The following is a 14,601-nucleotide window of genomic DNA, read 5'->3' on the forward strand; positions in this document are numbered from 1 at the left end:
TTGGGTATATCACCTGGTCTAGATTAATTTTAATTTACTCATATTACGTTGGATCATGAAAGCACTCACAATCGGCTTAATTGGCAACCCCAATGCAGGTAAAACTACACTGTTCAACCAACTGACCGGAGCACGTCAGCGCGTAGGTAACTGGTCTGGGGTCACGGTAGAACGGAAAGAAGGTCATTTTTCCACGGCGCAGCATCAGGTGACTTTGGTTGACCTGCCCGGCACCTATTCCCTGACGACCATCTCTGAACAAACCTCGCTGGATGAACAAATTGCCTGTCACTACATTCTCAGTGGCGAAGCCGATCTGTTAATCAACGTAATAGATGCGTCGAATCTGGAACGCAACCTCTATCTGACATTGCAGCTGCTAGAGTTGGGCATTCCATGCATTATCGCGCTGAATATGCTGGATATTGCCCAAAGTCAACGAATCAAAATTGACGTGGATGCGTTGTCTAAGCGCCTTGGTTGCCCGGTCATTCCACTAGTTTCGACTCGTGCAACAGGTATTGCCGAACTGAAAACCAGCATCGACCAATATCAGCCGAACACCGATAACGCTCTGGTGAACTATCCGCCGCTGTTGCTGGAAGAAGTTGAAAAACTGACTTCGGCCATGCCCGATAGTCTGCCAATGCAGCAACGGCGCTGGCTGGCGTTACAAATGCTGGAAGGTGATATCTACAGTCTGGCACGCTCCGGCGTTTCGCCCGCTTTGCTGGCAGAGTCCCGCCAACGGCTTAAAGATCAACAACATGAAGATCCCGAACTGGTGATTGCCGACGCTCGTTACCAAAGCATCGCAACGCTGTGTGATGCGGTTAGCAACGCGCAACAGGCTGAACCTAACCGTCTGACTCAAATGCTAGATAAAGTGATTCTGAATCGTTGGCTCGGCGTGCCAATTTTCCTGTTTGTTATGTATTTGATGTTTGTATTGGCGATCAATATCGGCGGGGCGCTACAGCCAATTTTTGATATCGGCTCATCGGCGATATTTATTCAGGGTCTACAATGGGTTGGCTATACCCTGCACTTCCCCGAATGGCTGACGATATTTTTAGCTCAGGGGATTGGCGGCGGGATCAACACTGTTTTACCGCTGGTACCGCAAATCGGCATGATGTACCTGTTTCTATCCTTCCTCGAAGATTCTGGCTATATGGCTCGGGCGGCTTTCGTTATGGACCGCCTGATGCAGGCTCTGGGGCTGCCGGGTAAATCCTTCGTGCCGCTCATCGTCGGGTTTGGCTGTAACGTGCCGGCAATTATGGGCGCACGTACCTTGGACGCTCAGCGCGAACGCCTGATAACCGTCATGATGGCGCCCTTTATGTCCTGTGGTGCACGTCTGGCTATTTTTGCCGTCTTCGCCGCCGCTTTCTTCGGGCAGGACGGTGCCAGCATCGTATTCTCCCTGTATTTGCTCGGCATCGTGGTCGCCATTCTTACCGGACTGCTACTCAAGTACACCATTATGCGCGGCGAAGCCTCTCCCTTCGTGATGGAACTGCCGGTTTACCACGTTCCTCACTTAAAAAGCCTGCTGCTACAGACCTGGCAGCGCCTGAAAGGCTTTGTGCTGCGCGCCGGTAAAGTCATCGTTATCGCCAGTATTTTTATTGGTGGATTGAACAGCTTTACCTTCGGCGGGAAAGCCGCCGATAGCATTAATGACTCAGCTTTGGCCTCGGTCAGTAAAGTACTCACGCCGTTGCTGACGCCAATGGGCGTACACGCCGATAACTGGCAGGCCACCGTGGGCTTGGTTACCGGGGCTATGGCGAAAGAAGTCGTTGTGGGGACATTAAACACTCTGTATACCGCCGAGCAAATTAAGAACGAACCTTTTGATGCAGAAGGCTTTAATTTGCTGGATGAACTCGGCGGAGCGGTAAACGAAACCTGGCAGGGATTAAAAGATACCTTCAGCCTGAGCGTACTTTCCAACCCGATCGAAGCCAGCAAGGGTGACGGTGAAATGGAAGCTGGTTCAATGGGCATGATGAGCAGCAAATTTGGCTCCAGCGTGGCGGCTTATAGCTACCTGATCTTTGTTTTGCTCTACGTTCCCTGCGTTTCCGTTATGGGCGCGATCGCCCGTGAAACCAGCCGCGGCTGGATGACCTTCTCAATTCTGTGGGGACTAAACGTGGCTTACTCACTGGCAACGCTGTTCTATCAGGCCGCGACCTTTAGCAGCCATCCACAGCAAAGTTTGGGCATTATCGCGGCGGTCATCGTCTTTAACATTTTGATATTCTTCGGCCTGCGCCGTGCTCGCAGCCGGGTAACCTTCCGCCTACAGAATCGACAGCCCGCGAGTGGCTGCCAAAATGGCGGCGGTCACTGTCATTAATCAGGGAGAAATCAATTATGGCCAGTTTGATGCAACTGCGTGACACCCTTGCCCTGAACGGCTGCATGGAAGCTAGCCAGCTAAGTCAGCAGTTGGCCGCACCGCTACCTTTGGTAGAAGCTATGCTAGAACGACTGATTGCTATGGGAAAACTGGAGCGTATCGAGCAGGATAACACCGGATGCCTGAGCGGTAGCTGTAAAAGCTGCCCGGAAGGCCAGAAATGCAATACCGTGGTGTATCAGTTAAAAACCCACTAAAGAAAAAGGTGATGTCAGCAATGGCATCACCTTATTGTTATTCAACGATAATTACTTATAAACATCTGCGGTAGCGTTAAATTTTTTCTTTTCATTTTCCGAGATGATGACGTAGTACTTGCCGCCTTTTTCGTCGGCTTTAGCCGACAAATCCTGTTTCACATCCAGTGGAGACATGGCTTCGCCAGAAGAAGAAATGGTGCCAATTTTTTCGTAGCCTTTGTCTTTCGCTTCTTGTCTTGTAATTTCTTTCGCTGCCAAAGCGCCAAAAGACAACCCACCAACAACCAGAGCAACCGCTACATTTTTCAATAATTTCATGGTAATACCTCGCATTAAAGTGATAGGTGCGTGTACAGAAAAATTGAGCCAAGTAATAACGATATGAGTTAGATTTGATTTGTATTGATGCGCCTACAGGAAAGGTTCATCCCCAGAGGAAGGGTTACAGAAAAATCGGCGCGATGAACTGCCCGTTCTGTAGCACCTGATCTAACGCTTCTAATTATTGAGTAGATTCAGTATTTAGCCAATAAATGACCAATATATTTCGATCCCGTCGAGGTAATGGCAGAGATAGCCCTTCTCCCGACGGCGTGACTCCATTAAGAACTCTGAGCAGTCTCAGCGGCAAAATTAATGATTAACTCTGCAAAATCATCAGGGTGAGAGATAAATGGAGCATGAGCCGAGCCTTTCATCACTACAGAGCGACTTTGAGGTAAAGCATCATCCAGCAACGCGGCAACTTTGCGCGGCACCAGACCATCCAGATAACCATAAATACGCAGTAACGGGACAGAACAAGCAGCCAGCTCCTGACGTAAATCCACCGTGCGCAAAATTTCCAGGCCACCGGTCAATACTTCCACCTCAGGCATTTGATGATTCAATACCACCGATTTCAGCAAGCGTGCATCCTGACGGGCGCTTTCCGTCCCCAGCGTTTGTAACGCCAAAAAACGCTCAACGGTGCGTTGAAAATCTTCCGTTAGCTGCTGTTGGAAACCCGCCAGCACTTCTGGGCGAATCCCCGGCCATTCGTCATGGGCGGTAAAACAGGGGGAAGAAGAGACCGTAATCAGGCCGCTCACGCGCTCCGGGTGACTCAGGGCAATCTGACTCGCCACCAACCCGCCCATTGACCACCCCAGCCACAGCGCCTTCGCTGGAGCCTGTTTCTGTACAATATCAGCCATCTCATCCAGCGACATCGCACCATAATCTCGGCTGCGTCCGTAGCCCGGCAAATCGACCAGATGAATACGAAAATGCGGGGCAAGCCGCTCAATCATGCAACGCCACACCTCGGCGTTCAGTCCCCATCCGTGCAGCAGCACAAGATCGCGATCGCCTTCGCCGCAGGTCTGCCAATAAAGCTTTGTCATCAGTTATTATCCTGTTGCCTTCAACATCAAGGAAGATGCCTATGCTAACAATCACCGGGCTATGTTGGCTATGCCGACAACCGTTACATCTGGCTTTTCACGGAATTTGCTGTTTCTGTTTACGTCATTTACCCATGCCGCCACCCTGCTGTTTTCGCTGTGGCTTGCCCTCATCACAGCCCGAACTACCCTGCGGTCGCTGCCTACAGCAACCACGGCCATGGCAGCGGATACTGTTCATCGGGGATTATCAACCGCCGTTAAGTACGCTAATAAAAATGCTGAAATTTAAGGGTTTTTCACAATTAGCGCCGGTTTTGGCTCGCTTGATATTCTTACGCTGGCGAACGATAAAATACGCCGATAGTGCGGCAATCAAGCCTCAGCGGTTGATCAGCGTGCCGTTACATCACCAGCGCTGCTGGCAGAGAGGTTTTAATCAAAGCGATTTATTGGCGCGACCTTTGGCTCGCTGGCTAGGCTGCGATTATCATCCTGACAGTCTAAAACGCCTGTCTGCCGCGCCACCGCAGCGGCAGCTCACCGCCAGCGCGCGCCGGAAGAATCTAAGGGGAATATTTCGCCTTACCGAAGATTTTTGCGGTCAGCACGTCGTATTACTGGATGATGTTGTGACAACGGGCAGCACGGTTGCCGAGATAGGCGCTATGCTGCGGGAACAGAAGGTAAGCTCATTGCAGGTCTGGTGTATTTGCCGCACCTTGTAGTCACGGCGTCAATGGGCGTATTATAACCGACAAGAGCAGTCAACTATTGAGCTAATGCCATGATCAAAATAACAGATGCAGCACAATCTCATTTTGCCAAATTGCTGGCAAATCAAGAAGAAGGTACCCAAATCCGCGTATTTGTGATCAACCCAGGTACTCCAACGGCGGAATGTGGTGTGTCCTATTGCCCGCCGGATGCGGTTGAGGCCACAGATACCGAGCTAAAATTCGAGCAATTATCCGCCTATGTGGATGAATTGAGCGTACCTTATCTGCAGGATGCTGAAATCGACTTCGTTACCGATCAGTTAGGCTCGCAGTTAACCCTGAAAGCGCCTAATGCCAAAATGCGGAAAGTGGATGATTCTGCACCGCTGATGGAACGGGTAGAGTACGTTTTGCAGTCGCAGATTAACCCACAGCTGGCTGGCCACGGTGGTCGCGTTACGCTGATGGAAATCACCGATGACGGGCTGGCAATTCTTCAGTTCGGTGGCGGTTGTAACGGATGTTCGATGGTCGATGTGACCCTGAAAGAAGGCATCGAAAAAGAGCTGTTACAGAAATTCCCTGAATTGAAAGGGGTAAGAGACCTGACCGAGCATCAGCGCGGCGAGCATTCTTATTACTGATTCCGTTGTCTTAAACTGGCAATGGCAACTCTCACTGCCGTTGCCTAATTGAGAAACGCTGGAAAATAAAGGGGGTCGACTCATCATCGGCTCCCCTTTTTAATTTCTACCCTTCAACGAATGGCATCGGATAAACGCTGATGGTTAACCCGCAGAGACATTCTTGCGCCGCTTATCCAAATCCTTCAAAAGACGGTTAACCCGCTGATCGGCAAACATCTCCTCTAAAGAATGGGTCAGCTTACGACGCCAGTTCGGATACTCATCGCTGGTGCCGGGAATATTGACCGGCGCTGCCATATCTAACCAGTCTTCCGGCTGTAATCCCAACAACGCGCTGGCGCTATCTGCCACATAGCGTTGTAGACCTCTATTTAACGTTGGACTCATCGCTAGCAGCGCCGCCTTGCGGCCGACTTTCTTCGGTACGCAGCCATAATGGTGCAAACCTTCCAGCAGGCCTTGCTTGGCTCTTTCCCGATCCGCATACAACTGTTTGAGAATCTGCTGGTCTGGGTACAAACCCAGCTTATTGCCCAAAGTCAGATCGTCACTTTGCCAGTAGCCACGCAGCGTCGGTAAATCATGAGTAGTAATAGTCGCCATCGCCTGCACCGGATAAGACTGAGGCGCACGGAAAGTGTTTTCGCTATCTCTTTCAAAGTAGAGCACTTTGTAAGAATAAACACCGCTATCCCGCAGCTTGCTGACTATTTCCACCGGCACCGTCCCCAAATCCTCTCCGATCACCATGCAGCGATGACGCTGGCTTTCCAGCGCCAGTACTGCCAAAAGATCGTCAACCGGATACTTCACATAAGCGCCCTGATCTGCCGTTTCACCATAAGGAATCCACCACAGGCGCAGCAGTGCCATAACATGGTCAATCCGCAATGCGCCACAGCTGGTCATATTGGCACGCAGCAAATCAATAAATGGCTGATAGGCTCTGGCTACCATCACGTGAGGATCCATCGGCGGCAACCCCCAGTTTTGACCTAAAGGGCCAAGAATATCTGGCGGCGCGCCAACCGAGGCTTTCAGGCAATAGAGTTCGCGATCGCACCAGGTTTCCGCGCCGCCTTCGGCTACGCCAACCGCCAAATCCCGATACAAACCTATCGGCATTTTTTGCTGCTGGCTGTGGCGGAAACACTGGGAAAACTGGCTGGCTGCCAACCACTGCAACCACAGGTAGAAAGTCACCTCATCACTATGCTGCTGGCAAAACTCCGCCACACCTTCGCCCTGTCCATCGCGGTATTGTTCTGGCCACACCGGCCAGCCCCACATAGCAGAATCCTGTTGGCTTAAATGAGCATGTAAAGCATCGAAAGCGGCCTGTTGCTGCAAACTTTTACCGCCCTGCTCCACAAACTGCCGGAAGTCCTGCATTTGCTTATCATTGGCTGCTCGCGCCAAAAACAGCGGGAAAGCCAGACGTAAACCGGCCAGTTTCAGCTCTGTCACTTTGGCGTAATCGACCCATTCGGCGGTGCGGATCGCAGCCAGCGTGCTTTGGGTTTGCGGCAGATGCCACCAGCGCTGAGCTGCTTCACTCTGCTGAAATTCCTCCACGTTGTTCACGTCGATATAAACCACATTCAGCCAGCGACGGGACGAAGGGCTATATGGGCTGGCGCTATTGGGATTGGCCGGATACAACGCATGAATCGGATTTAAGCCGATAAATGCACCGCCACGCCCTCCGACCTGTTCAACCATTCGGTCTAAATCGCCGAAATCACCGATACCCCAATTACGCTCCGAACGTAAAGTGTAGAGCTGTACGCAGGCGCCCCAGAGCTTTTTTCCGGTCAGCAACGCGTCTGGCTCATAGCAACGTTTCGGTGCCACAATGATTGAACATTGCCATTGCTGCGTACCTTGCTCCAACGCTAGATGATGGTAACCAAGGGGTAACGATGCCGGCAACGTCAGGGTTTTTTGGGCGCTAACGCGCCCTTGATGTGAAATACCCTCTTCTGTCACCAGTTGCCAGTGATAATCACCTTCACCGCCGATAGCCAGAGTCATCGGGCTTACGTGAGTAAAGACTTTCACCACCGGTAACGGCGTTTTCTCACCCAGCGAAGGCTGAACGGAATCCGGGCTTCGTCCCATGGCTACCAGCAGTTTCTGCTTGGTTTCCATCGGTATAGCCTGCTGTTTACCGTGGGCATTAATGTAGCTGGCGGCTATCCCTGCCAGCGTAGCTGCCTGATCGAGCGATTTACGATCCATGCAGTCTCCTTAACGTTTGGCTTGCCAGATTCGCTGCTGATAATCGCGAATCGAACGATCGGAACTAAACATTCCTACCCGCGCGGTATTAAGAATGGTGCGACGAGTCCATTCCTCTTTATCACGATACAGTGCATCAATCTGCTGTTGAGCCTCACAATATGAAGCAAAATCAGCCAGTACCAGATATGGATCGCCCCCTTCACGCAGGCTATGCAGCATCATATCGAAAGCGTGTTTATCACCGTTGCTGAAGGCACCGCTGGCCAGTTCGTCCAAAATACTCTTCAGATGCGCATCGGCTTTCAAGACTTTCAGTGGCTGGTAGCCTTTCGCCAAAATAGCTTTAACCTGCTCGACGGTGTTACCAAAGATAAAGATATTCTCATCACCGACCTGCTCGGCAATTTCAACGTTAGCGCCGTCCAGCGTGCCCACAGTTAAAGCGCCGTTCAATGCCAACTTCATGTTACCGGTGCCCGATGCCTCTTTACCGGCAGTGGAAATCTGTTCAGAAACATCTGCCGCCGGAATCATCAGCTCGGCTACGGAGACTTTATAATCAGGAATAAATACAACTTTCAGACGATCTTTGACGATCGGATCGTTATTGATCTTCTCGGCCGCCTGATTAATGGCGTAAATGATATTTTTCGCCAGGTAATAGCCCGGTGCCGCTTTTGCACCAAACAGGAAGACCCGCGGGGCAATATCCAGATTAGGATTATCGCGAATCTGGCGATACAGCGACAGAATATGCAGTAAATTCAAATGCTGCCGCTTGTACTCGTGCAGGCGCTTAATCTGCACGTCAAAGATGGCATCTGGATTCAGCGTAATTCCCATAGTGCGATGGACGTATTCGGCAAGTTTTACCTTGTTGTCGTACTTAATCTGCTGATAGCGCGCACGGAATTTTTTATCCTCGGCGTAGGGCTCCAGCCCTTCCAGCACATCCAGATTGTTCGCCCATTCCACTTTTAAAGTTTCGTCGATCAACGAAGAAAGGGCCGGATTACACTGTTTTAGCCAGCGGCGCGGCGTAATACCGTTGGTTACGTTATGGAATTTTTCTGGCCACAGCTGGAAGTATTCCGGGAACAAATCTTTAACCACCAAATCCGAATGTAGTTGCGCCACGCCGTTCACCGCGAAACCGCTGACCACACACAGGTTTGCCATACGTACCTGTTTATCATGATGTACGGCCAGTTTTGCCCACACCGCTTTATCCCCAGGCCACTGTTTATCCACCCGTTTTTTAAACTGAGCGTTGATTTGCTTGATGATGGCAAAGTGGCGCGGCAACAGGCTACGCACCAATTTTTCATCCCAACATTCAAGGGCTTCCGGCATCAGTGTATGGTTGGTATAAGCGAAGGTTTTACTGGTAATAGCCCAGGCAGCATCCCAGCTCAACTGATGTTCATCCAACAGCACTCGCAGCATTTCAGGAATAGCGATGGTTGGGTGGGTATCATTCAGCTGAATCACTTCATATTCAGGCAGATCGGCCAGTGTACGTCCGGCGGCGTGATGTTTGCGTAAAATATCTGCCACGGAACAGGCGCACTGGAAGTATTGCTGCATCAGACGCAGACGCTTTCCGGCCAGATGATTATCGTTGGGATACAGAACCTTAGTCAGTTTTTCCGCATCAATACCGTTTTGTTCGGCTAGCAGGAATTTACCGTCGTTAAACTTAGTCAGATCAAACGGATGAACGTGGGTTGCCTGCCATAAACGCAGGGGCTGAGTCACCCCATTGCGGAAGCCCAATACCGGTAAATCCCAGGCTTCACCGCGCAGCGTAAAATCTGGACGCCAAAGCTGACGACCATCGGCCTGTTTTTCCAGCTTGCCACCGAAACTCACGTCCACCGCCAGCGCCGCATTATGACGGAACCACGGGTAGCTCTCGCGCTCCCAGTTGTCTGGCGCTTCCTGCTGCTTTCCTTCGCTAAATGACTGACGGAACAGCCCATATTGATAGTTCAGCCCATAGCCCGTCGCCGGTTGCTCCACCGTTGCCATCGAATCGAGGAAACAGGCCGCCAAACGTCCCAGACCACCGTTACCCAAAGCCGGATCGGTTTCCTGCTCCAGCAAGTCGGCCAGATTGACCTGCTGCTCTGCCAGCAGTTTCTCAACGGTTTCATACCAGCCGAGGTTGATAAGATTATTTGCCGTCAAGCGACCAATCAGGAATTCCATTGAGATGTAATTCACATGGCGCTGCGTTTTTTGCACTTTAGTCGGCGCCGGTTGAGCCGCCAACTGTTCGGCCAATGCCGCGCTGACCGCCTGCCACCATTGGTGCTGGGTCATCTGCTGGGCCGAACTGAGGCCAAAGCGCTGCCACTGACGGGTCAGTGCTGCCAGAAAATCATCCTTCTTTAGCATGGGCTGTGACATAGGGAAGTCTCTATCCTGTGAGTGGGGTAATTTTACCCTTATCCTGCCGAGGAGAATCGGCAAGAGCATCATCCTGGTAAGGGATTAGCTGGGGATGAGTCGCAGGGCGTAGCTAAAAATGTGATCAGGTGCAACTTACGACCATAGGAAGTATTAACGTTATTGCAATAATTTGGCCGTTATCAGACCTTAACAGGGCTGATTAATTACGAGGCTTAAAATAATTATCCCTATGAATCCGCCGGTCTGTCGTTGCCATTTGAGTCTGGAATAATATGCTGATCCCTTCAAAACTGAGCCGCCCGGTACGGCTGCAAAATACCGTTGTGCGCGATCGCCTATTGGCCAAACTTTCTGCGGCAGCGAACTATCGCCTGACGCTGGTGAATTGCCCGGCGGGGTACGGTAAAACCACGCTGGTTGCCCAATGGGCAGCGGGGCAATCCAACCTCGGCTGGTATTCACTGGATGAAAGCGACAATCAACCTGAACGTTTCGCTACCTATCTGGTCGCGGCGGTGCAACAGGCCACCGGTGGACATTGCAGCAAGAGCGAAGCGCTCAGCCAAAAACATCAATATGCCAATCTTTCGGCGCTGTTCGCCCAATTATTTGTGGAACTGTCCGACTGGGACGGGCCGCTGTATCTGGTGATTGATGACTATCATCTGATCACCAACGACGCCATTCATGAAGCCATGCGCTTTTTCCTGCGCCATCAGCCTGAAAACCTCACGCTGCTGATTTTGTCCCGCACGCTGCCGCCTTTGGGCATCGCCAATCTGCGGGTGCGCGATCAGTTACTGGAATTGGGTATTCAACAGTTGGCGTTTAATCATCAGGAAGCGCAGCAATTCTTTGATTGCCGCTTGCCAGTACCATTAGATCAAGGAGATAGCAGCCGCCTGTGTGACGAAGTGGAAGGTTGGGCTACGGCTTTGCAGCTTATCGCCCTTTCCTCTCGTCAACCCAATTCATCGGCGCAAAAATCCGCTAAACGTCTGGCTGGGTTAAATGCCAGCCATCTATCCGATTATCTGGTAGATGAAGTATTGGATCAGGTTGATGCTAATGCTCGTGCATTTTTGCTACGTTGTTCGGTGCTGCGTTCAATGAACGATGCGCTGATTGTGCGTCTGACCGGCGAAGACAACGGCCAGCAACGGCTGGAAGAATTGGAACGACAGGGGCTATTCATTCACCGAATGGATGACACTGGCGAATGGTTCTGTTTCCATCCGCTGTTTGCCACTTTCCTGCGTCAACGCTGCCAGTGGGAACTGGCGTTGGAGCTACCGGATCTTCACCACGCCGCGGCTGAAGGTTGGATGGCGCTGGGTTATCCCGCTGAAGCTATTCACCATGCGCTAGCGGCTGGCGATGTGGGGATGCTGCGGGATATTCTGCTGCAACACGCCTGGTCACTTTTCAATCACAGCGAATTGGCGCTGCTAGAACAATGCCTTAGCGCACTACCTTATTCTTTGCTGATACAAAATCCTGAACTGGCGCTGCTACAAGCCTGGCTGGCGCAAAGTCAGCATCGCTATAGTGAAGTTAACACTCTGCTCGGTCAGGCCGAAACGGCGATGCTGGAACGTAAAATTCCGATTGATGCTGCGCTCAGCGCCGAATTTGACGCACTGCGAGCGCAGGTAGCCATTAACGCAGGCAAGCCAGATGAAGCGGAAAAACTGGCAACCGATGCGCTGAAATACCTGCCGATGGCCAGTTACTACAGCCGAATTGTGGCAACCTCCGTCACAGGTGAAGTGCATCACTGCAAAGGTGAACTGGCTCGCGCGCTGCCAATGATGCAGCAAACTGAGCAAATGGCGCGCCGCCACCAGGCCTATCACTACGCGTTGTGGGCTCTACTGCAACAGAGTGAAATTCTGATTGCCCAAGGCTTCTTGCAGGCAGCGTTTGAAACTCAGGAAAAAGCCTTCGAGCTGATACGCGAACAGCACCTTGAGCAATTGCCGATGCATGAATTCTTACTGCGTATTCGCGCGCAGGTGCTGTGGTCGTGGTCGCGACTGGATGAAGCAGAGGAAGCCGCACGTCAGGGCATCGCTATTCTCGCCAACTATCAGCCACAGCAGCAGTTGCAATGTCTGGCAATGCTCTCCAAATGCTCGCTGGCGCGGGGCGATTTAGATAACGCCCATATGTATATTCAACGCTGCGAAGCCTTGATCCACGGCACTCAATACCATCGCGACTGGGTAACCAATGCGGATAAGCCCAGAGTGATTTACTGGCAAATGACCGGTGATAAAACGGCTGCGGCTAACTGGCTGCGTCAGGCGGAAAAACCGGGCATGGCCGATAACCATTTCCTGCAAGGCCAGTGGCGTAATATTGCCAGAGTGCAGATTATGCTCGGTTATTTCGATGAGGCCGAAGTGGTACTCGATGAACTCAACGAAAATGCCCGTCGCCTGCGCCTGACCAGCGACCTCAACCGCAACCTGCTGTTAAGTAATATTCTTTACTGGCAAACCGAACGGAAAGGCGAAGCGCAAAAAGCGCTGATAGAATCTCTGACATTGGCAAACCGCACCGGTTTTATCAGCCACTTTGTGATCGAAGGGGAAGCAATGGCACAGCAGTTACGTCAGCTTATCCAACTGAACGCGCTGCCGGAACTGGAACAACATCGTGCTCAACGCATCCTGAAAGACATCAACCAGCATCATCGCCATAAATTTGCTCATTTTGACGAACGCTTTGTCGATAAGTTACTGACCCATCCGCAGGTGCCAGAATTGATTCGTACCAGCCCGCTGACTCAGCGGGAATGGCAGGTTCTCGGGTTGATTTACTCCGGTTACAGTAATGAGCAAATAGCCAGTGAACTGGACGTCGCCGCCACCACAATCAAAACCCATATTCGTAATTTGTATCAAAAATTGGGCGTGGCGCACCGTCAGGAAGCGGTGCAACAAGCGCAGCGATTGCTGCAAATGATGGGATACGGCGTTTAACCGACCGCTGATTTTATCTGGCGGACATTTATCCATACCAACCAATGGGTCTTTATTGGCATAAAATTGATTACAATAGCGGCATAACCACATTAATCGCCAATAAAAGGGTGTCAGCAGTATGGAACAATTTGAAGCAATCGACGTTGAGCAAGCCTACACTCGCTGGAAAGAGGGTCAGGCGGTTCTGGTGGATATTCGCGATCCGCAGAGCTACGAAGCCGGCCATGCGCCGGGCGCATTTCATTTGACCAACGGCAGTTTGCAGACTTTTATGCAACAAACCGATTTTGACCAGCCGGTGATGGTGATGTGCTATCACGGCAACAGCAGCCGCGGTGCCTCTCAATACCTGCTGGAGCAAGGTTTCGATGCTGTTTACAGCATTAACGGCGGTTTCGAAGCCTGGGCCAGAAATTACCCGCAAGATGTCGCTACAGACAAAGCCTGATTTACCCCTTTTCCCAATGCAAGAGGCCGCCGCTGGCCTCTGCCTTGCGCCATATTGCATCACCCACAAGAATGATATTAAGCCGACATATTCACCTGTCTCGGCGGTTTTCGTTGTTGTGAACTCTGGCTTTTTTTAAACAACAGATGACATCCCTACAGCGAAAAGGGAGAATCAGTTTGCTAACATGCTAAATTGCTACGATAAAGCTTTAGATATTTTATAAATCATAACGTTAGACGGTAAATTATAAATATGATTCGTGTGATAGTAATTTCTAACCTACGTCTGGCGCAGGCCTTTGTGGACTATATGGCCACGCAAAAGGTGATTTTGGAACTCCGACACCAGAGCCAGGATGCAGAAATCTGGCTAAATGAGGATGAAAAACTGCCTCAGGTTCAGCATGAGCTGGAACAATTTTTATTAGACCCACTCAACCCGCGCTATCAGGCGGCGAGCTGGCAATCGGGCAATCTTCACACCGATATGCCTTATCAGCGTGTTTCGCTGTTGCAGAATTTACGTAGTCAGGCTGGCCCACTCACCCTCGGTCTGATGGCGGTATGTATTGCAGTCTATATTCTGATGCAAATCGTTGGCGATAATGCGGTTATGAGCTGGCTGGCCTGGCCGGTAAACAGCAGCCAGTATCTGGAAATCTGGCGTTGGGTCAGCCACGCTGTTCTACACTTCTCGCTGATGCATATCCTGTTTAACCTACTGTGGTGGTGGTATTTGGGCGGCCAAATGGAAAAACGCCTCGGCACGGGAAAACTAGTGGTATTAACCCTTGTTTCTGCCGTATTTAGCGGCTGGGGACAATCCTTATTCAGCGGCTCAAATTTTGGTGGCTTGTCCGGCGTGGTCTACGCCCTGATGGGTTACGTTTGGCTGACCGGCCAACGGGCGCCGGAGCGGGGAGTCTCTCTCCCTAACGGGTTGATGGCTTTTTCTGTTCTGTGGTTAATCGCCGGATATTTCGATATTTTAGGTCTGTCGATCGCCAATGCCGCTCACGTTTCTGGTCTGGTCATTGGATTACTGATGGCATTTTGGGATACGCGTAATAGCACCCGAACCACACAATAACGGTCCGTAAACCGGGCAAATTAGGGG

The 14,601-nt window shown here is 51.2% G+C and carries 11 protein-coding genes; 7 read left to right on the forward strand and 4 right to left on the reverse strand.

The window, feature by feature from the left end; genetic code table 11:
- The first annotated feature begins 55 nt into the window (after positions 1–55).
- The gene (gene feoB, locus PL78_RS11745; RefSeq protein ID WP_064515664.1) at positions 56–2,371 is read left to right on the forward strand and encodes a Fe(2+) transporter permease subunit FeoB; all 2,316 of its coding nucleotides are present in this window, start codon (positions 56–58) and stop codon (positions 2,369–2,371) included.
- A gap of 17 nt (positions 2,372–2,388) precedes the next feature.
- Positions 2,389–2,631 carry a [Fe-S]-dependent transcriptional repressor FeoC gene (gene feoC, locus PL78_RS11750; RefSeq protein ID WP_064515665.1) on the forward strand — a complete coding sequence of 81 codons (243 nt, stop codon included), beginning with the start codon at positions 2,389–2,391 and terminating at the stop codon, positions 2,629–2,631.
- A 51-nt stretch (positions 2,632–2,682) separates the two neighbouring features.
- On the opposite strand, the gene PL78_RS11755 is transcribed toward feoC, so the two are convergent.
- Together PL78_RS11755 and bioH are read right to left on the reverse strand one after the other, a co-directional pair.
- A complete protein-coding gene (locus PL78_RS11755; RefSeq protein ID WP_064515666.1) occupies positions 2,683–2,952 on the reverse strand; it encodes a YdgH/BhsA/McbA-like domain containing protein in 270 nt (89 codons plus the stop codon).
- Between the two features lie 284 nt (positions 2,953–3,236).
- Positions 3,237–4,019: a pimeloyl-ACP methyl ester esterase BioH gene (gene bioH / locus PL78_RS11760; RefSeq protein WP_064515667.1), complete on the reverse strand. Its 783-nt coding sequence runs from the start codon at positions 4,017–4,019 to the stop codon at positions 3,237–3,239.
- Positions 4,020–4,060: 41 nt separating this feature from the next.
- Here bioH and gntX point away from each other — a divergent pair, with 41 nt between their 5' ends.
- Positions 4,061–4,747, forward strand: coding sequence for a DNA utilization protein GntX (gene gntX, locus PL78_RS11765; protein ID WP_064515668.1), 687 nt, complete (start codon positions 4,061–4,063; stop codon positions 4,745–4,747).
- A 59-nt stretch (positions 4,748–4,806) separates the two neighbouring features.
- Complete coding sequence (nfuA, locus tag PL78_RS11770; RefSeq protein WP_064515669.1) at positions 4,807–5,382, forward strand: Fe-S biogenesis protein NfuA; 576 nt, start codon at positions 4,807–4,809, stop codon at positions 5,380–5,382.
- A gap of 144 nt (positions 5,383–5,526) precedes the next feature.
- Here nfuA and malQ read toward each other — a convergent pair whose 3' ends face one another.
- Both malQ and malP read right to left on the reverse strand, forming a co-directional pair.
- Complete coding sequence (gene malQ / locus PL78_RS11775; RefSeq protein WP_064515670.1) at positions 5,527–7,626, reverse strand: 4-alpha-glucanotransferase; 2,100 nt, start codon at positions 7,624–7,626, stop codon at positions 5,527–5,529.
- A 9-nt stretch (positions 7,627–7,635) separates the two neighbouring features.
- Positions 7,636–10,041, reverse strand: a complete 2,406-nt coding sequence (gene malP, locus PL78_RS11780) for a maltodextrin phosphorylase (protein WP_064515671.1) — start codon at positions 10,039–10,041, stop codon at positions 7,636–7,638.
- A 275-nt stretch (positions 10,042–10,316) separates the two neighbouring features.
- On the opposite strand from malP, the gene malT reads away from it, so the two are divergent.
- The 3 genes from malT to glpG all read left to right on the forward strand — a co-directional run bounded on the left by malT (position 10,317) and on the right by glpG (position 14,574).
- Positions 10,317–13,031: an HTH-type transcriptional regulator MalT gene (malT, locus tag PL78_RS11785; protein WP_064515672.1), complete on the forward strand. Its 2,715-nt coding sequence runs from the start codon at positions 10,317–10,319 to the stop codon at positions 13,029–13,031.
- Between the two features lie 121 nt (positions 13,032–13,152).
- The gene (glpE, locus tag PL78_RS11790; protein WP_064515673.1) at positions 13,153–13,482 is read left to right on the forward strand and encodes a thiosulfate sulfurtransferase GlpE; all 330 of its coding nucleotides are present in this window, start codon (positions 13,153–13,155) and stop codon (positions 13,480–13,482) included.
- Between the two features lie 255 nt (positions 13,483–13,737).
- On the forward strand, positions 13,738–14,574 hold the full coding sequence (gene glpG, locus PL78_RS11795) for a rhomboid family intramembrane serine protease GlpG (RefSeq protein WP_064515674.1): 837 nt from the start codon (positions 13,738–13,740) through the stop codon (positions 14,572–14,574).
- Positions 14,575–14,601: the final 27 nt, after the last annotated feature.

The organism is Yersinia entomophaga (assembly GCF_001656035.1).
In the GTDB taxonomy this organism is placed as follows: Bacteria; Pseudomonadota; Gammaproteobacteria; order Enterobacterales; family Enterobacteriaceae; genus Yersinia; species Yersinia entomophaga.